The sequence below is a fragment of the Bacillus sp. BPN334 genome, assembly GCF_008368885.1.
Taxonomy (GTDB): Bacteria; Bacillota; Bacilli; order Bacillales; family Bacillaceae_G; genus Bacillus_A; species Bacillus_A wiedmannii.
This window is the reverse complement of record NZ_QOZW01000010.1, coordinates 209,691-228,170: the sequence shown is the minus strand read 5'-3', so window position 1 is coordinate 228,170 and position 18,480 is coordinate 209,691. Positions and strand designations below refer to the sequence as shown.

The following is an 18,480-nucleotide window of genomic DNA, read 5'->3' as shown; positions in this document are numbered from 1 at the left end:
GTATTGAGAAAAACTTTCAGGAAAATGTGAATATTAATTGACAAATGAATATCATTTCTTTAGTATAGGTTGGGACGGATACTCTCTTATCCCGAGCTGGCGGAGGGACAGGCCCGATGAAGCCCAGCAACCTCATTTGTAGTGGTAAATACAGGTGAATAGGTGCTAAAACCTGTGCGAGGCTAACGGTCTCGAACGATAAGAGCAAAGGGCAAAAAGCAGTATGCAAGTAGCAAATTAAACCTTTCCTCTATGTAAAGTAGGAAAGGTTTTTCTGTATGCTTGTGTGGGAGAATAAATGTATGTCGCAGTTTGTGGCAAATTAAGGATGAGTTCCGTACAATATATACAATTACTGTAGGGAGGTTTACCACATGACAAAAAAACGTCATCTGTTCACATCTGAGTCTGTAACTGAAGGACATCCAGATAAAATTTGTGACCAAATTTCTGATTCAATTTTAGATGCGATCTTATCAAAGGACGCAAATGCACGTGTAGCTTGTGAAACAACTGTAACAACTGGTTTAGTATTGGTAGCGGGGGAAATTACGACTTCTACTTACGTAGATATTCCAAAAATCGTTCGTGAAACAATTCAAGGCATTGGTTACACACGCGCAAAATACGGATTCGATGCAGAAACTTGTGCAGTTTTAACATCTATCGATGAGCAATCTGCTGACATCGCTATGGGTGTTGACCAAGCGCTAGAAGCACGCGAAGGTCTAATGACTGACGCTGAGATTGAGGCAATTGGTGCGGGAGACCAAGGTTTAATGTTTGGCTTCGCATGTAATGAAACACAAGAATTAATGCCACTTCCAATCTCACTTGCTCACAAATTAGCTCGCCGTTTAACTGAAGTACGTAAAGATGACACATTATCATACTTACGTCCGGATGGAAAAACGCAAGTTACAGTTGAGTATGATGAAAATGGTAAACCTGTACGTGTAGATACAATCGTAATTTCTACACAGCATCATCCAGATGTTACATGGGAAGAAATCGATCGCGATTTAAAAGAGCATGTAATTAAAGCTGTAGTTCCAGCAGAATTAATGGATGGAGAAACGAAATTCTTCATTAATCCAACTGGCCGCTTCGTAATTGGTGGACCACAAGGTGATGCTGGTTTAACAGGACGTAAAATCATCGTTGATACTTACGGTGGATACGCTCGCCACGGTGGCGGTGCATTCTCTGGTAAAGATGCAACGAAAGTTGACCGTTCTGCAGCATATGCAGCTCGTTATGTTGCGAAAAACATCGTAGCAGCTGGTCTTGCTGACAAAGCAGAAGTACAACTTGCATACGCAATCGGTGTAGCACAACCAGTATCAATTTCAGTTGATACATTTGGCACTGGTAAAGTATCTGAAGACGTACTAGTAGAACTAGTTCGTAACAACTTCGATCTTCGCCCAGCTGGTATTATTAAAATGCTAGACTTACGTCGCCCAATTTACAAACAAACAGCAGCTTACGGCCACTTCGGACGTACTGATGTAGATCTATCATGGGAACGTACAGACAAAGCTGCAGCTTTAAAAGAGCAAGCTGGTCTATAATATATGAAAAAAAGCTTTGCGCGGTGAGCGCAAAGCTTTTTTATTTTGTTTTATTTACTACTTGGATGCAAGAACCACAATAAACTTCTCCATCTAGCTCAATATACTTTCTCACATTTGTCATACCACTTGCCGGAAATGGCATATGAATCCATGCTTTTTCATATGTTTGTATTTCCTTTTTACATGATTTACAAAGGATTGGTTTCTTCTTGAACATATGTAATCAACCTTTCATTTGACGTGCTTTACCCGCGCAAAAGGCACTGCTTAGTAAAAATAGGGTTGCGAATATAATGCTTACTAATGTAGCGTATGGAATTGCGCCTTTTAGAGAAAAGCCAACAGTAATGGAAGCGACGAATAAGAGGATGAATGTTGTTGTTAATTTTTTATAAAGTTCCATAATATGTAGACCTCCTTATTTAGAGATAGAACGTTTAAAAATAAAATCTATTATATAGGCAAGTACGAGAGGAATTAATGTGCTAGTCAAATAGTAAAGAATACCACCATCAGGCAAAAGTACATACAATTTTAAAAAGTTAATATCGAACCCGTAAGCGATGCATTGAAAAAGGGATAATATGATTAGGAATGGTATAATGGGTACGTATCGTTTTATGTTATAAAACATAAAAAAACTCCTGTATATGGATAAATATACTTATATTGTATCATGTTGAATTCTTTGCTTCATACATAATTTCACAAGAAAATGAAAGGGAAGATGAAAAATGAGTGTCAATGAACATAAAAAACAAGCACCAAAAGAAGTGCGTTGTAAGATCGTGACGATTTCCGATACACGTACGGAAGAGACAGATAAGAGCGGACAACTATTACATGAATTGTTAAAAGAAGCAGGTCATACAGTGACCTCTTATGAAATTGTAAAAGATGATAAAGAAAGTATTCAGCAAGCGGTGTTAGCTGGTTATCATCGGGAAGATGTTGATGTCGTATTAACAAATGGCGGTACTGGTATTACGAAACGTGATGTGACGATTGAAGCAGTGTCAGCGTTATTAGATAAAGAAATTGTCGGGTTTGGTGAGTTGTTCCGCATGATTAGCTATTTAGAAGATATCGGAAGCAGCGCGATGTTAAGTAGAGCAATCGGCGGTACAATTGGGCGCAAAGTTGTCTTTTCAATGCCAGGGTCTAGCGGAGCAGTTCGCCTTGCGATGAATAAATTAATTTTACCGGAATTAGGTCATATTACATTTGAGTTGCAACGCCAATGAGTAAGTATGCTGGAATTGTATTGGCAGGCGGTATGTCGAGTCGATTCGGTGAGCCGAAAGCGTTAGCGAGCTGGCAAGGTAGTACTTTTATTGAGCATATTTTGAAAGTGATGACAACTGCGTTACAAGAAGTTGTGGTCATTAGTAACTCCGATATAAAAGAGCGAGTAGAGCAACGCGTACAAGTTCCTGTTATAGAAGATATTCCTCATTATAAAGGAAATGGACCACTTGCTGGAATTGTATCAGGAATGGAATATATAGAAGCAGATTGGTACGCTATTATGCCTTGCGATGCGCCGAATGTTTCGCATGAATGGTTTACCATTTTGCTAGAGCAAACGAGTAATGAATATGATGCGGTTGTACCTATTATTAATGGAAGAAAACAACCGTTACTTGCAGCGTACCATAACCGTGTGAAAGAAAAAATGTATACTTTACTTCAGGAAGAAAAAAGAAGTATGGGCCAGCTTTTATCGCAATGTAATGTGAAATATATTGCTGGTGAAGATATACAAGCGAATGCGGATTGGTTTATAAATGTAAATACGAAAGAAGAATATGTGCAGGCTCAAAAAAACCTTTCAAATGAATGAAAGGTTTTTTGATATACAGAAATTGGGGAACAATTACTGTATAAAGGTATGTGAGTAAGTTGATTTTAAGGGGAATTTCTTAAAATCATTATACAGTAAAAAATACTGTATAACCATATATTTATTTTTATGGGTTTTTATTACAAGTCTGTTTAGTTATGTATCTTTTTGTTATAATGAATATAAGAATAATGTGATACTTCACCTTATGTATCATTTATTAAACTAAAATTTCCAGTTATGTAATAAACCCTCTTCATGTTATGAAGAGGGTTTTTCTGTTTAAGCGAGTAATTCTGATGCAGTGCTCTGAAGGACTTCTTCATATTGGTCAAGTAAGCCACGAAAGATTTCATCCCAGCTTTTTGATTTCGCATAAGATGAAGCTGCTATGCCCATTTGCGTAAGTTGCTCTTCATTTTGCAATAAAGAATAAATGGATGATAGAAATGCATCCGCATGTTTGGAGGGGCAAAGAACTCCCGTTTTTCCATCTGTAATAATATTTTTAACCCCGCCACTATTTGCACCAATGACAGGTGTTCCGCATGCAAGTGATTCGAGTACGACATTTCCGAACGTTTCAGTAGCGGATGGAAATACCATGATGTTAGAACAAGCATATGCTTCAGCTAAATCCTTACCTTGTAAATATCCAGTAAAAGTGACATTTGTTTTCGGAACAGCTTCACGCAAATTTGTTGCTAGAGGACCGTCTCCTGCGATGAGCCAATGAATGTCGTTTCGAGTATGTGCTGTTTGTACGATAAGGTGTTGCAACGTATCAATATCTTTTTCAGGGGCAATCCGTCCAACATAGGAAAGGACATACTTTGCTGTAATATTATATTTTTTTCGGAATAGCTCTGTATTGTAAGATGGATGAAAGAGTGTGCAATCTACACCCCGTCCCCATATGGAGAGGGCTTGAAAGCCTTTATTTTTTAGTTGGTGTAACGTTTCAAAAGAAGGAACGAAATTTTTTTGCATGTGACTATGAAACCATTTTAAATAGTTCCAAAGCATATTAGAGAGAAATTCAATTTTATAATAGCGTAAATAAGCATCGAAATCAGTATGATAAGAACCGACAACTGGGATGTTTAACTTTTTTGCATAATACAATCCACAAAGTCCCATGTTGAAAGGTGTGGCAATGTGAATAATGTCAGGTTTAAAGGAAAGAAGTTCTCGTTTAATGCGCGGAGTAGGAAAAGAAAATCGGCATTCTGGATATAATATTGTTAACGGGATACTTCTCATCTTGTTCACATTAGCTACGAAATTATCTTCAGCTGTATGCTGAGGGGCGAAAACAGAATAGGCGATCTTTTCTTTCTGAAAGTAACGTGTTAATCGTTCTAGTGTTTTCGCAACCCCGTTGACTTGTGGCGTAAAAGTATCGGTAAAAATGGCGACTCTCATCATATCACTCCTTTATGTGAAAAGTGGGATGAATTGATAAAAAGAGATGATGCCAGAGCAAGTGCCGAGGCACATACCGACGAATACATCAGACGGATAGTGAAGCCCTAAATAAATACGAGAAATACCAACGCATAATGCTAACGGTAATAGAAAAGCAAATAAGCTTGGATTATAGCAAATAAATGGAATAAGGACAGAGAAAACGGCTGTTGTATGACCAGACGGGAAAGAGTGGTCTTTTAATGGATGGACTGGATATTTCGCCTCCTGAATTGTTAAATAAGGGCGTTTTCGCGGATACCATCTTTTTAATATTTGCACAGGAATATGGCTAATTGCCAAAGAAATAGCAGTTGCGATTGCAGCTTGATGCAAAGTCCCTTTTGCAAAAATTAAAAAGAAAAGTGTGAGTGCGATTGAGAAAGTAGCACCACCGATATGAGTAATATTGCTGAAAAAGATATTTAATGTTTTTTGATCAAAGTATCGGTTAATTCCTTTGAAAATGTAACATTCTATTTTATACAGTCCACTGACCTTCATGAAAATTCTCCTCCCTCGTTTACATATATATGGAGATATTAGCTTTTATTTTAATAAGATTTTATTGAGGAAGTAATAATGTTTTGTAAAGAAAAAGTTAGTTTTTATATAAAAAGCTGCCACTTTAATGGCAGCTGGAAAAGTTACTTCTGTAATGATTTATAGTACTGACCTTTTTCAACATATTGTGTGCGAATTCGCTCCATGTCTTTACGGTCTTCCTCTGTTAACTCACGAACGACTTTCGCTGGGCGACCAAAAGCTAACGTGTTTGGCGGGATTTTCTTTCCTTGAGAAACGAGGCTTCCTGCACCGATAAAGGCTCCTTCACCAATTTCAGCACCATCTAATATAATAGATCCCATTCCAATTAAAGCATCTTTTTTAATATGACAGCTATGTAAAATAACTTGATGCCCAACTGTAACATCGTTTTCTAAAATAAGAGGGTACTGGGGGCTTTGATGAAGTGTACATTGGTCTTGTACATTTACTCGGTCTCCAATGATTGTTGGTGACACATCGCCGCGTATGACTGTATTAAACCAAATACTTGATTCCTCACCAATGGAAACATCGCCTGTAATCGTAACATAGTCAGCGATAAAAGCACTACTCGCAATTTTCGGATTTTTTTCTTTGTAAGGGTATATCATGTAAAGCCTTCCTTTCCTAGAGACTAGTTTTAGTGTATCAAATTATGAGAAAGAGTGAAATGGAGGAGAGTCGTATGTGGAATTATGAAGCAGAGGAAGCAAAGGCTGTAATCGTTATCGTGCACGGCGCAATGGAATATCACGGACGTTACGAAGCCGTTGCGGAAATGTGGAATCATATCGGCTACCACGTCGTAATGGGGGACCTTCCGTCACATGGAACGACTTCAAGAAATAGAGGACATATTGATTCATTTGATGAATACATAGAGGAAGTTAAATTATGGGTGAAAGAGGCACGAAAGTATAGGTTACCTATTTTTATATTTGGTCATAGTATGGGTGGTCTTATTGTCATTCGTATGATGCAAGAAACGAAGAGAGAAGATGTAGACGGTATTATTTTAAGTTCGCCTTGCTTAGGGGTAGTGACTGGACCTTCTGCTCCGTTTCGAGTTGCTTCAAAAATATTAAATGTTATCGCTCCAAAATTGCAATTTGCAACGAATCTTACAGTGGAAATGTCAACTCGTAATCATGAAGTTCGGGACGCGATGGAGAATGATTCATTGTTCTTGCGCAAAGTATCAGTACGTTGGTATAGTGAATTGATTAAGTCTATCGAAATTGCTCATAAAAAAATAGATGATTTTCCAGATGTTCCGCTCTTGCTAATGCAGGCGTGTGAGGATAAACTTGTAGATAAAACACGTGTCCGCATGTGGTTTGATAATGTTAAAATAAGTGATAAGGCTTTTAAAGAATGGCCGAATTGTTATCACGAGTTATTAAATGAGTATGAGCGTGATGAAATTTTGAATTATATTCAGTCATTTACTGAAATACGCATCAATAACATAATAGAAACAAATAAGTAAATTATTTGTACATTGAATAGAGGAGATGAAGGAAGAAGTGAACGTACCGAGTAATCCCATAACGCTCATGGCGAAAGTATACCGTGATGTGTTTCCGGTAGTACACCATGAGCTAGCGGTGTGGAAAGAGCGTGCCTACCATATTCCGAATGATGAGCTTCATAGTCAGGCAATCGCAAGTATTGAGAATAAAACGTTTCATTGCGAAGGCGGTGGTATTTTAGCACTGTTAGCAAATGAGCACCGAGAGGAATGCATTCGTTTTATCGTAGCGTATCAAACAATCAGCGATTATTTAGATAATTTATGTGACCGCAGTACATCACTTGACCCAAATGATTTTGCCGCACTGCATGAATCTATGTTAATGGCATTATCACCTGAAGTAGAAGGTGGCGGTAATTATTATCGCTATCGTGATGATCAAGACGATGGTGGTTATTTAGATGAACTTGTTGAAACATGCCAAGATGTTTTAAAGAAAACGAAGCACTATGACAAAATTGCTCCTGTTCTTCATGAACTTGCTTGTTATTATTGTGATTTGCAAATTCATAAACACGTGAAGTTAGAAGAAAGAGAACCACGCTTAAAAACATGGTTTGAAGCACATAAAGAAAACTTACCAGAGATGAGTTGGTTTGAATTTTCAGCATGTGCCGGTTCTACACTTGGAATCTTCTGTCTTGTCGCATATGCATTTCATGATGAATTACATGATGAAGATATTGCGAAAATTAGACAAGGGTATTTCCCTTACGTACAAGGACTTCACATTTTACTTGATTATTTCATCGATCAAGAAGAAGACCGTATAGGCGGGGATTTGAATTTCTGTAGTTATTATGAAAACGAGCAAGCGATATTGGATCGTATGAAACACTTTGTAGAAGAAGCAGAGAAGAGCATTGGTGATTTACCTCATGCGAAGTTTCATCGTCTCATAAGCCGAGGGTTACTTGGTATTTATTTATCAGATCAAAAAGTATCAGCACAAAAGAATATGCACAAAATGGCACGGCGCATTGTAAAATACGGAGGGCTTACTTCACGATTCTTCTATTGGAACGGGAAGATGTACCGAAAGAAAATGGCGCAGTGATGAATAAAACCACTCTTGTAGAGTGGTTTTATTGTTATAATCTGGTAAAAGTGATGGCGGAAATGAAGAGATTGTTTCAAAAGCTATATGACCATATTGAGGTTACATTACTCGTGCTACTTTCCATTTCATTTGTAACAGGAACGTATATGATGATGAATAAAGCCGGTGGTCCTACAACGATGGATTATGTAGCCCAAGTTATTATTGCATTGATTATTATAGTAGATATTGTCTTTTTAATAAGTGGTAGAAAAAAAGCAAACAGTAAATAAAAAAGCATTTGTACACGAGAGTACAAATGCTTTTTCATTATGGTCGTATTTTTGAAAATACATATATAAGAAGTTCAATCGCGAAAATAACTAACACAGATAGTCCGAATAAAGGCATGACAGCGCCTAGTATAACCATCATGATAAAGAAAACGATTATGCTTTTCTTATCTCTTTGTTTTGGCGGTGCTGCTAATTTTCCTTTCGGCCTTCTTGCTAACCACATTTTTATTCCGTAATAAATGAGAAGCAATAAAGATAATGTCGTTAGTAAGCATAATATTTTATTTGGCCATCCGAATAAATGTCCTTCGTGAAGCGGGATACCGTAAGTGAACCATTGTGCAAATAATCCATAATCACGATAGTCCGTTTTGGAAATAAGTTCTCCGCTATATTGATCAAAATAAGCTGTTATTTCTTCATTTGGTGCGACATGCATACCCGTAATACCAGAACCGCTCGATTTCGAAACGGTGAATACACCTTTCGGATCAGCCGGTAATGAGATAACGTATGGCTTCTTTATTTCAATTCCTTTTTGTAACTCATCAATTGGAATGGCTTTTGGCTCATTTGAATTCGATTCAGGAGGAGCTTCTTTTCTTGTTGCCCACGGCAATTCCTTTACCTTTGATTCAGGCGGTGCCATATACAACTTTGGATATCCAATCGATTCATTCGACGATGCGATTTTATAAATTTGGTTACCCATAAATCCTGACCAAGGCAATCCAGATGCGACTAGCAGAACGAGTGGAATTGTAAATATAATACCGATAATAGAATGACGTCGTTTTGCTTTTTCTCGCTTATTGGATGCTGGTGTGTTTTTGAACTGGCGTATACTCATATACAAACCAGTAAAAATTAAAAAGATTGTCCAGCATGCCGCAAGCTCTACGATGTAGTTAACGACAGTGCCACCAACTAAAAGAGAACTATGTAATTCCCTCATTATATTCGCAAACGTTTCACTTGCGTTTTGATCTCCAACAATTTGATTGTTGCTATCTAAATACACATATTTTTGTTGCCCAGTATATTCATTTGCAATAGTAAGCCTCGTATTATAATCCCTGTTAAACTCACTAATTTTCGCCACACTATAATGTGGATATTTTTTCTCTGTTAAGAAAAGCGAATCAGCCATCGAAATAGACTCTGTTTGGGCGCTCTTCCCAAAATACAAATCTTTATAGATGAAATCTTCAACCTCTTCTCGAAATAAATACCCAATTCCGCTCAGTGACAAAGTAATAAGAAGCGGCGTAATAAAAAGCCCAGCATAAAAATGCCAACGCCAAAAAATGTAATGAAGCGAACGATTTACTTTCATACTTTCAGTTCCCCTAACCTTCCCTATATGAATAACTACTTATTTAATATAGCGAGATTAAGTGTGGATACTTTGAAAGAATTGTGAAGAAATTTAAAAGTTTTGGGGATTTCTAGCAAACAAAAAACACATTTTAAAAGGGCTGTTTTCTATGTTTATGAAGATCTCTTAGTATTTGATAGATACATCCTAACAACCGCCTCAGCAAGACATTGAGCAGAATCCACAAAATCCTCACTCGCCACAACATTCAAATCAGTACATGCGATGATAGCAGTATCTATTTCATCTTTTAATTGTAAAACGAGCGCGCTCCATAATTTGCGGGCTTCTTCAACTTCTCCGCTTTTAATACAAGTAATAATTTGATTAATCATTGTCTGCCATTTTTCATGATGAATGTACTCTATATTACGCTTTGTGATCCCATCTTGGTAAATACCAGCTTGAATTGTCGCTTCTGTTGCGAGAAGAGCGACTCTTTTTGTATTTTCAGGAATTGCTTGTAACGTCTCATCGACGATATTTAAAATCGGAATGGACAGAGAATGCTGTAATTCTTCAAAATAAAGATGCGCCGTATTGCACGGCATAGCGATAAATTCTACGCCAGTACTTTCAAGTTTTTGTGCCCCTTCAATAATCGCTTTTTTCATCGCTTCGTGATCAATAAGGCGATCCATGTAAAATGGTGTTGGGCACGAATAAATCATCATATGAGGAAAGTCCATATCATGCTTTGCTCCATATATTGTTTGGCACGTTGCTACAACTGTATCAACGAATGGCCCAGTTGATTTTGGCCCCATTCCTGCTAGTATTCCGATCATTGGTTTGTCTCCTTTAATATGTAATTAAAAACGTTTTTTGCGAACGACAAAAAGAAATAAAGTAAGTAATAAAAATGAATATACGATAGCCCAAGCTGTGAGCCATAGCGTGTGAGTAAGTATATTAAATTTGTATTGTCCAAGCATTAGAAAGCTTTCGACAGGTGGTAAAAACCATAGTAACTCTTTTTTAAACCGGATGGAGGCGATCGTTATAAGTAATATAAATGTCAGGCTAAGCCAAGCTGTGCTTGCTTTTGGAATAATATTTCTAGTAAATAAAGTTGCAATTGAAATTCCTAGTATAGAAAAAGACATGTGAGCGAGAAATCCGACTAAAAATAAAGAAACTGTCATTTCTTCATTAAACATTTGCAAAATAATTGGGTAGATTACGGATATAAAAGATAACATAGTACAAATGAGAAAGGCCGTAATATATTTACCAACATATAGTGCAGAAATATTATTTGTGTGAGAAATAGTAATTTGTTCTTGTACAGGATCTTCAGTATGAAAAATTGTGACCGTAATCCAGGCAGATAATAAATAAAGCGCGAGAGCTGTTTCTAAGTATGTCGGTACAATAGGAGTCGGTTTATATGTATATACAAAAAGTAAGCTCATAAAGTACATCGCAATAGGAGGGACGTATTTATACGACTTTGTATAGTCGAGAAAATGGTAACGAATAAGCGCAAACATAATGAACCTTCTTTCGATTTAAAAGTTAGGTTGTAGCAGTGTGATAGATGCTTTTTTATGTAATAAAAACTGAAGCATTTCGTTTGTATATTCTTTTTCGATTTGTAGTTGAATAAGGTTTTGATTTGAATTGTGTACAACGTGTATAAATCCTAATTGTTTCCGTAGTTCTATCGCTGAAAATGTTTCATGAACGATTGCTTCAATATAGACTTGTTCTGCCCTTTTTTGCACAGCGGTATCTTCTGCGATTGTATGATTTGCTAACGTCACAATTCTATCGGCGAAGTTTTCTAGTAGTTGCTTTTCGTGACATGTGAAGAGTATAGATATGCCTTGTTGTTTTAATGAGAGTAAAATATGTTCTAATTCTTGCTGAGAGTTAGGATCGAGCCCAGAAAGCGGTTCGTCTAAAATTAATAAATGGACGTCTGTAAGTAATGCTTGCATAATACCAGTTTTTTGTTTCATACCTTTTGAAAAGTTTCGTACAACGGAATGCCTTGCATGATGTAAATGAAAAGATTCAAGAAGCATCGGAATTTTATCTTTTAAATATTTTGTTGATAAACCGTGAATGTGGCCGAGATGATATAAATAATCCTCTAATGTAAAACGAATCCCTTCAGGAAAATGTTCAGGTGCATAGCCAATTTGTATATGTTCTTTTCTTTGAAGTGTCCCTGCCGTAGGTGAAATAAATCCTGCAATTATTTTGAGTAAAGTACTTTTTCCAGTCCCGTTCCCGCCAATAATAGCGAGTGCCTCTCCTTCTGGAACGGATAAATTAATGTTGTCTAGTATAAGTGATTTGCCGTACTTCTTTTGAATTCCCCTTAGTTCTACTAGCAAAGTTCTATCCTTCTTTCTTCAAATAGTGTATACATCCATTATATAGGAGAATAAGAAAAAGACGTGCAATGAGTGCACGTCTTTTTTTGTTATGTTTTGTCGAATCGTCGATATATCGAAACAATCGTTGATATAATTATCGCTTCTCAATCGCCACAATAAATGGCGGGTTATTTTGCTGGTTAATGAAGCCGTATCGCAGTACGTGAGCTTGTTTTTGGTCTAGTTCTTCTGTAAATTTGAGAACAGCGTCGCGTTCTACTTGTCCTTCTGGGTGTCCGTGGTAAATGACAAGGACGATGATTCCTTCAGGTGCCATTACTTCTAGTAATTGTTCAATTGCCGAGAGTGTTGAGTTCGGTTTTGTAACGATATGCTTGTCACCACCAGGAAGGTAGCCTAAGTTGAAGATAGCACCTGTTACTTTTCCTTTTGCGTCTTCTGGTAGTACAGATAAAAGTGTGTCGTGACTGTCGTGAACTAAAACAGTACGTTCAAAAAGCTTTTTTTCTTTTAGGCGGATAGTAGAGCTTTCAATTGCTTCTTTTTGAATATCAAATCCAAATACTTTTCCGTTATCTCCAACGATTTCAGCTAGGAAGCAAGTGTCATGTCCATTTCCTAAAGTTGCATCTACAGCGTAATCGCCTTCTTTAACAGCCGTTTGCAAGAGTGTGCGAGCAAACGGTAATACACGTTCTAATTTCATTTTTGTTTCTCCTCATTTGCATATTTTCCTTGCCAGCTTCCGCGGCGTACAAATTCTGCATCGATGGAATTTAATACTTCCCATTTATTTAAGCTCCACATTGGGCCAATCATTAAATCAGGCGGACCGTCACCTGTGATGCGGTGTACAATTACGTCTTCTGGAATCATTTCAAGTTGGTCAACAACGAGACTTACGTAATCTTCAAGAGAAAGGAATTCTAATTGTCCTTTTTCATATTGCTTCACCATTGGCGTTCCTTTTAATAAGTGAAGTAAATGAATTTTAATTCCTTGTACGTCAAGCTTTGCTACTTCACGAGCTGTTTCCATCATCATGTCGTAATCTTCAAGCGGAAGACCATTAATAATATGAGAGCACACTCTAATACCATGCTTACGTAATTTATTTACACCTTCCACGTAAGATGGGTAATCATGAGCGCGATTAATAAGGTTTGCAGTTCGTTCGTGAACAGTTTGTAAACCGAGTTCAACCCAAAGGTATGTGCGTTTATTTAAGTCCGCTAAATATTCAACGACATCGTCTGGTAAGCAATCTGGACGAGTGGCGATAGAAAGACCGACAACGTCTTTTTCTGCTAGAAGCGGTTCGAATTTTTCTTTTAAAATTTCAAGTGGTGCATGTGTATTTGTGTACGCTTGGAAATAAGCGATACATTTTCCGTCTTTCCACTTCGAGCGCATTTTTTCTTTCATTTCATGATATTGCGTTATAACATCATCGCGGCGATCACCAGCGAAGTCACCAGATCCGGCAGCACTGCAAAATGTACAACCGCCGTAAGCAACTGTACCGTCACGGTTCGGGCAATCGAAGCCAGCATCTAATGAAACTTTAAAGATTTTTTCACCAAATTCATTTCGTAAATGGTAATTCCATGTATGATAACGTTTATTGTCGTTTGTATATGGAAAAGGGTTTTGAACCTTCATTACTTTCCCTCCTAAGCCGAGTCAAAATGAAACAAAATCCATTATAACATACTCATAAGGTAGAGATGGAAGGGACACACTAAAGGGGAATTGAAGCAAGGAGGGACAATTATGGCAGAGCGTCAATCACTTGAATCGTATATTACACAAGCAGAACAAGCGGTGGAATACGCGAAAGAACAATTAGACCAAGGCATGAGACAAGAGCATTACAATACGATGGAGTATTCAGATGCGCAGTTACAATTAGAACAAGCATATAACGATTTACAAACGATGCAACAACATGCGAATGATGAGCAACGTGAGCAATTAAATAGAGCACGTATGGCAATTCGCCAACTGCAACATCAAATGATTATTACACCGCACTAATAAGGAGTGAATGTAATGGCGAAACGTTCAGATCAAAATAATCCAGAGCAAAAAACACAAAATGGACATAACGCTGAGTTTTCGAATGAACTTGATCCAGTTGTTCAAGTGAAACAGCGCAACAGTAAAAAAGGACAGCCTCAAAGATCGAAGCAATCAGAGTAAACCAGGTCGCAATATGACCTGGTTTTATTTTGTATCGCAAAAGTCTGATTAAAGCTTCATTTTACTATATGACAATAATGTATGATTCCTGTAAGGTTTGTCGATAGTTGTAAGATAACATGTCCAGTAGAGTAAGGGAGGATTAAATTTTGGACAAGGAGTTGCATTATGGGGAACAATATTACAAACAAACGAATCAATGAGTTAGATTACATTCGTGGCTTCGCATTACTGGGGATTATTTTAGTGAATATTCTTGCACTACTTAATATTAAAATTCCAGATCCTAATACAGTAGATGCTAGCTATCAAAGGTTTCTATACTTATTTGTAGAAGGTCGTTTTTTCTCGATTTTCTCATTCTTATTTGGAGTAGGATTCTACATCTTCATTACAAGAGCAATTGCGAAAGGGAAGAATGGATACGTTCTATTTCTACGCCGCGTAGTTGCACTATTTATTTTTGGTTTAATTCATCAAATGTTTCAGCCTGGAGAAGCACTAGCGTTATACGCAATTTGTGGATTAGTCGTTTTACCGTTTTATAAAGCGAAAAAAGAAGTGAATGTAGTAATCGGTCTTATTCTTACGATAGCTTTTAGTATTATGGCAACTAAGGAATTATTACCATTAGGTTTAATTTTATTAGGTCTTGCTGCGGGGCAGTATAAAGTGTTTGAAAATCTTTCAGCAAAAATCAAACAAGTCGCTATTTTTACAGGTGTCATGTTTGTTTTAAGTGTTGTAGCGTTATGGTATCAATATGGGCACGTTCCTGCTGAGCCATTCCTAAATATGATGCTCATGAATGAGGATGGAACAATGGACGCTGCAGGTCAATTCTTAAAAATTGGCGTTACAGTTGGACCAATTATTTCAGCTTTCTATGTAGGAGCATTAATTTTATTACTTCAGTTAAAACCAGTTCAAACATTGTTAGCACCACTGAAATACTACGGTCGTATGGCTTTAACAAATTATATCGGACAAACTGCAATGATTTTAATTGCTGGTAGCGTATTTAACTTTGCAGGAAACTTAACGTACATACAGACATTATATGTATGTATTGCAATTTACGCTATTCAAATTGTGTTTAGTGTGATTTGGATGAAAATCTTTAAAATGGGTCCACTAGAATGGATTTGGCGTGTTATTACGTATTGGACGGTAACACCTTTAAAGAAATAAAGAGAGAAGTGGGCTGTTCCTTTTGTGGAACAGCTCATTTTTATTGTTATCTTTTGTCGGTAAGTCGATATATTTTGAGAATCGCTGATAAAATTTCATTTACGAACGAACCTTACACGTGCATCTTTTTTATATTACAAAAGTGTAAGGTAATTGTAATGTTAACAAATAGCAGTTCCTTTCCAAAAGGCGCAAAATAGGTAATGGAAAAACAAGCGTAGGAGGATATATATGACGAAACCAGTTGTAGACGTGAAAAACGTTCAAAAAGTGTACGGTAAAAAGGGTGAGAATCAATCACAAGCGTTAAAAGGTGTTTCATTCTCAATTCAAGAGGGTGAGTTTGTTGGGATTATGGGACCATCTGGTTCTGGTAAAACGACATTGTTAAATGTAATTTCAACGCTTGATAAAGCAACGGGCGGCGTTGTTGAAATTGCGGGTACGGATATTACGAAAATGAAGCAAGGTGAGCTTTCTGATTTCCGTTCACAAAAGTTAGGATTCATTTTCCAAGACTTTAACTTATTAGAGAACTTATCTATTTATGAAAACATTGCACTTCCGCTTTCTCTTCAAGGTGTTCCATCACGTAATATTGGACCGAAAGTAGAAAAAGTAGCGGATATGTTAGGGATTACAGAAATTCTTCAAAAGTATCCATCTGAAGTATCTGGTGGACAGAAACAACGTTCAGCAGCAGCGCGCGCGCTTGTGCATGAGCCGGCAATTATTTTAGGGGACGAGCCAACAGGAGCTCTTGATTCTAAAAATGCAGCGAGTTTACTTGATGCGATGACAAACTTAAATGAAGAACAAGGCGTATCTATTATGATGGTTACACATGATCCGTATAGTGCAAGTTATTGTCAGCGAATTTTATTCATTCAAGATGGTGAGCTATATAAAGAAATTCATCGTGGTGGTACGCGTGAAGAGTTCTACAAAGAGATTTTAGATGTACTTGCAGATTTAGGTACACAAAAAGCGTAAGAAAGGAGGTTCCAGTATGTTATTTAAACTTTCCATGTCGGGGCTGAAAAGTAAGCTGAAAGATTATATCGTCTTACTTGTCGGTCTTGTCATGTCCATTTCAATTTTTTACATGTTCCAAACGTTAGCGCTGAATAAAGCGTTTATCGAATCTAACTCAGTTATTCAATCAATTGGATTCGTATTCCAAGCAGGTTCATTTTTACTAGCTATTATAACGTTCTTCTATATTTTATATGCGAACTCTTTCTTATTATCTCTTCGTCAAAAAGAGTTCGGTATGTATATGATGTTAGGAGCAAAAAAGCATAAAGTTACATTACTTATGTTTATTGAAACGATCGTATTAGGCGCTGCGTCTCTTGCGATTGGTATTACAGTTGGTGTAGGACTTGCAGAAGGTATCGGACAGTTATTAATGAAACAGCTTGAATTTGCTGGTGAAGGATATAAAGCATTTTACCTTCCATCTATGACTGTTACTTGCATCTTCTTCTTTGCACTATTTGTATTATCAGCAATTATGAACAGTATTAAATTATCACGTATTTCTGTACTGCAACTTGTACATGCGGATGCACAAACAGAGCGTGTTGCGGTAAAAGGAAAAATGACAGGTGTCGTTGCAATCCTTGCAGTTATTTTATTAGGAATTGGCTATGCATCAATGATTTACATGGAAAAACTAAGAGAAATGGGAATCCTTATTGCATTAATTACAACAACAGCTGGTACTTACATGCTATTTGGATCACTTCTTCCAGTTATTATTAAAAAGTTAAAAAGTAATAAAAAGCGTAGTGAAAAAGGAATTAACGCTTTTACTTTTGCACAATTAAACTTCCGTATTAATAGTTTAACGAAAGTACTTGCGACAGTAGCGATGTTAGTAGCGCTTGGAGCTGGTGCGATTTCAGGTGGTATGGCATTTGAAAATAACGTTATAAAAATGGTTGATGGTTTAGTAATATATGATTCAGTTGTTCATAATCCAACAGCTGAAGAAAAGAAAATTTTAGACGGTATTACATTTAAAGAGAAAAGCGAATATCGTTACAAAGTAGATGATAAATACGTTTACTATGTAAAAGAAGATTTAGAGAAAAATCGTCCTTTAATAAAAGATATGGCGAATATGAAGTCAATGAAAGATTTAGTGAATACGAAGAACGTTTCAGAGGAACTACCAGTAGGTGCAGTTTCTAGAGAAATGAATGAAAAAGGTGCGAACGATAAAGAACTTCCAGAAGAATGGAACGAGGCTTTCAGAACAATCCAGCCGTTTTATGTATATGAGAATCATGCAATTAAAATTGTAGATCAAAAAATGTACGATGGGATAAATGGTAAAGAAGGTATAGCATTTATCGGAAAAACAGAAGACTTTTTAACATATAAAAAAGAATGGAAAAAACTTGACGAGTTGCAGCTAGATAAATATAAAAATGTAACAGCTGAAAGAATGAGCAGTAAATATCAAACTTACGATATGTTCTATGGGATTGCGAGTGGAACAGTATTTATGGGGTTCTTCCTTGGAATTGCATTCTTAGCAATGATGGCAAGTTGTTTAATGTTTAAAATTCTTTCTGGTGCATCAAAAGATATTACGCGTTATCAAATGCTTCGTAAAATCGGTGTGCGCCGTGAGTTATTAACGAAATCGATTTATAAAGAGTTATTTTTAGTATTCTTATTCCCGGCAATTGTGGGTATCACTCACGTATTAGTTGGTATGAATATTTTCGGATTTATTTTAGTTGATCCGTACTTCCGTATTTGGGTGCCAATCGTAATTTTCGTAGTTATTTATGCGATTTATTACTTCATTACAGTTCAATTGTATAAAGGTATTGTTCTTCCGAAAGAAGATTAATACGTAAAAAGCCGAGTGAAAGCACTCGGCTTTTTGTATTTTCAGAAAAAATACTTTAATGTTACTGAAATATATAATATAATGTAAATAAGTAACGTAATATATGAGTATCAGCAACCGAAAAGTGAAAGGAGGAATCCGATCTATAGGAAGAAGCTGAATTTGTACCCCCTATTTTTTCTACCCA

22 protein-coding genes and 1 riboswitch are annotated in these 18,480 nt (G+C 36.7%); of the genes, 11 read left to right on the top strand and 11 right to left on the bottom strand.

Annotated features, from left to right (window positions below):
• Positions 1 to 83: 83 nt before the first annotated feature.
• A riboswitch (SAM riboswitch) is annotated at positions 84 to 205 on the top strand.
• 169 nt (positions 206 to 374) lie between these two features.
• Positions 375 to 1,574, top strand: a complete 1,200-nt coding sequence (metK, locus tag DN393_RS16355) for a methionine adenosyltransferase (RefSeq protein WP_000163111.1) — start codon at positions 375 to 377, stop codon at positions 1,572 to 1,574.
• Between the two features lie 40 nt (positions 1,575 to 1,614).
• On the opposite strand, the gene DN393_RS16350 is transcribed toward metK, so the two are convergent.
• Both DN393_RS16350 and DN393_RS16345 read right to left on the bottom strand, forming a co-directional pair.
• On the bottom strand, positions 1,615 to 1,794 hold the full coding sequence (locus DN393_RS16350; RefSeq protein WP_064474503.1) for a hypothetical protein: 180 nt from the start codon (positions 1,792 to 1,794) through the stop codon (positions 1,615 to 1,617).
• A 6-nt stretch (positions 1,795 to 1,800) separates the two neighbouring features.
• Positions 1,801 to 1,980, bottom strand: a complete 180-nt coding sequence (locus DN393_RS16345) for a hypothetical protein (protein WP_000424805.1) — start codon at positions 1,978 to 1,980, stop codon at positions 1,801 to 1,803.
• 331 nt (positions 1,981 to 2,311) lie between these two features.
• Between DN393_RS16345 and DN393_RS16335 the strand changes: the two genes are divergently transcribed.
• Together DN393_RS16335 and DN393_RS16330 are read left to right on the top strand one after the other, a co-directional pair.
• Complete coding sequence (locus DN393_RS16335) at positions 2,312 to 2,821, top strand: MogA/MoaB family molybdenum cofactor biosynthesis protein (protein ID WP_064474504.1); 510 nt, start codon at positions 2,312 to 2,314, stop codon at positions 2,819 to 2,821.
• Positions 2,818 to 3,420 carry a molybdenum cofactor guanylyltransferase gene (locus DN393_RS16330; RefSeq protein ID WP_064474505.1) on the top strand — a complete coding sequence of 201 codons (603 nt, stop codon included), beginning with the start codon at positions 2,818 to 2,820 and terminating at the stop codon, positions 3,418 to 3,420. Before DN393_RS16335 ends, DN393_RS16330 begins: the two co-directional genes overlap by 4 nt.
• Before the next feature lie 282 nt (positions 3,421 to 3,702).
• Here DN393_RS16330 and DN393_RS16325 read toward each other — a convergent pair whose 3' ends face one another.
• From DN393_RS16325 to DN393_RS16315, 3 genes are all read right to left on the bottom strand, one after another.
• Positions 3,703 to 4,845, bottom strand: coding sequence for a glycosyltransferase family 4 protein (locus DN393_RS16325; protein ID WP_064474506.1), 1,143 nt, complete (start codon positions 4,843 to 4,845; stop codon positions 3,703 to 3,705).
• 12 nt (positions 4,846 to 4,857) lie between these two features.
• On the bottom strand, positions 4,858 to 5,391 hold the full coding sequence (locus DN393_RS16320) for a phosphatase PAP2 family protein (protein WP_064474507.1): 534 nt from the start codon (positions 5,389 to 5,391) through the stop codon (positions 4,858 to 4,860).
• A 143-nt stretch (positions 5,392 to 5,534) separates the two neighbouring features.
• Positions 5,535 to 6,047, bottom strand: a complete 513-nt coding sequence (locus tag DN393_RS16315; RefSeq protein ID WP_000640203.1) for a gamma carbonic anhydrase — start codon at positions 6,045 to 6,047, stop codon at positions 5,535 to 5,537.
• Between the two features lie 74 nt (positions 6,048 to 6,121).
• Here DN393_RS16315 and DN393_RS16310 point away from each other — a divergent pair, with 74 nt between their 5' ends.
• The 3 genes from DN393_RS16310 (at position 6,122) to DN393_RS16300 (ending at position 8,302) form a co-directional block, all read left to right on the top strand.
• Complete coding sequence (locus DN393_RS16310; protein ID WP_064474508.1) at positions 6,122 to 6,925, top strand: alpha/beta hydrolase; 804 nt, start codon at positions 6,122 to 6,124, stop codon at positions 6,923 to 6,925.
• A 37-nt stretch (positions 6,926 to 6,962) separates the two neighbouring features.
• A complete protein-coding gene (locus tag DN393_RS16305) occupies positions 6,963 to 8,027 on the top strand; it encodes a tetraprenyl-beta-curcumene synthase family protein (protein ID WP_001102481.1) in 1,065 nt (354 codons plus the stop codon).
• A 62-nt stretch (positions 8,028 to 8,089) separates the two neighbouring features.
• Positions 8,090 to 8,302, top strand: a complete 213-nt coding sequence (locus DN393_RS16300) for a hypothetical protein (protein ID WP_064475078.1) — start codon at positions 8,090 to 8,092, stop codon at positions 8,300 to 8,302.
• A 37-nt stretch (positions 8,303 to 8,339) separates the two neighbouring features.
• On the opposite strand, the gene DN393_RS16295 is transcribed toward DN393_RS16300, so the two are convergent.
• The 6 genes from DN393_RS16295 to mnmL all read right to left on the bottom strand — a co-directional run bounded on the left by DN393_RS16295 (position 8,340) and on the right by mnmL (position 13,693).
• The gene (locus DN393_RS16295) at positions 8,340 to 9,641 is read right to left on the bottom strand and encodes a PepSY-associated TM helix domain-containing protein (RefSeq protein ID WP_064474509.1); all 1,302 of its coding nucleotides are present in this window, start codon (positions 9,639 to 9,641) and stop codon (positions 8,340 to 8,342) included.
• 155 nt (positions 9,642 to 9,796) lie between these two features.
• Positions 9,797 to 10,471: an aspartate/glutamate racemase family protein gene (locus DN393_RS16285; protein ID WP_064474510.1), complete on the bottom strand. Its 675-nt coding sequence runs from the start codon at positions 10,469 to 10,471 to the stop codon at positions 9,797 to 9,799.
• Between the two features lie 24 nt (positions 10,472 to 10,495).
• Positions 10,496 to 11,176, bottom strand: a complete 681-nt coding sequence (locus DN393_RS16280; RefSeq protein WP_064474511.1) for a hypothetical protein — start codon at positions 11,174 to 11,176, stop codon at positions 10,496 to 10,498.
• An 18-nt stretch (positions 11,177 to 11,194) separates the two neighbouring features.
• Positions 11,195 to 12,028 carry an ABC transporter ATP-binding protein gene (locus tag DN393_RS16275; protein WP_064474512.1) on the bottom strand — a complete coding sequence of 278 codons (834 nt, stop codon included), beginning with the start codon at positions 12,026 to 12,028 and terminating at the stop codon, positions 11,195 to 11,197.
• Between the two features lie 136 nt (positions 12,029 to 12,164).
• A complete protein-coding gene (mnmM, locus tag DN393_RS16265) occupies positions 12,165 to 12,737 on the bottom strand; it encodes a tRNA 5-(aminomethyl)-2-thiouridylate-methyltransferase MnmM (RefSeq protein WP_048540811.1) in 573 nt (190 codons plus the stop codon).
• Positions 12,734 to 13,693, bottom strand: coding sequence for a tRNA modification radical SAM protein MnmL/YtqA (mnmL, locus tag DN393_RS16260; protein ID WP_048540809.1), 960 nt, complete (start codon positions 13,691 to 13,693; stop codon positions 12,734 to 12,736). Before mnmL ends, mnmM begins: the two co-directional genes overlap by 4 nt.
• Positions 13,694 to 13,804: 111 nt before the next feature.
• Here mnmL and DN393_RS16255 point away from each other — a divergent pair, with 111 nt between their 5' ends.
• From DN393_RS16255 to DN393_RS16235, 5 genes are all read left to right on the top strand, one after another.
• Positions 13,805 to 14,068: a YtzC family protein gene (locus tag DN393_RS16255; protein WP_000840869.1), complete on the top strand. Its 264-nt coding sequence runs from the start codon at positions 13,805 to 13,807 to the stop codon at positions 14,066 to 14,068.
• A 15-nt stretch (positions 14,069 to 14,083) separates the two neighbouring features.
• The gene (locus tag DN393_RS16250) at positions 14,084 to 14,233 is read left to right on the top strand and encodes a hypothetical protein (protein WP_001129345.1); all 150 of its coding nucleotides are present in this window, start codon (positions 14,084 to 14,086) and stop codon (positions 14,231 to 14,233) included.
• A 168-nt stretch (positions 14,234 to 14,401) separates the two neighbouring features.
• Positions 14,402 to 15,424: a DUF418 domain-containing protein gene (locus tag DN393_RS16245; RefSeq protein WP_064474513.1), complete on the top strand. Its 1,023-nt coding sequence runs from the start codon at positions 14,402 to 14,404 to the stop codon at positions 15,422 to 15,424.
• A gap of 231 nt (positions 15,425 to 15,655) precedes the next feature.
• The gene (locus DN393_RS16240; protein WP_048540804.1) at positions 15,656 to 16,417 is read left to right on the top strand and encodes an ABC transporter ATP-binding protein; all 762 of its coding nucleotides are present in this window, start codon (positions 15,656 to 15,658) and stop codon (positions 16,415 to 16,417) included.
• 16 nt (positions 16,418 to 16,433) lie between these two features.
• Positions 16,434 to 18,293, top strand: a complete 1,860-nt coding sequence (locus DN393_RS16235; RefSeq protein WP_064474515.1) for an FtsX-like permease family protein — start codon at positions 16,434 to 16,436, stop codon at positions 18,291 to 18,293.
• Positions 18,294 to 18,480: the final 187 nt, after the last annotated feature.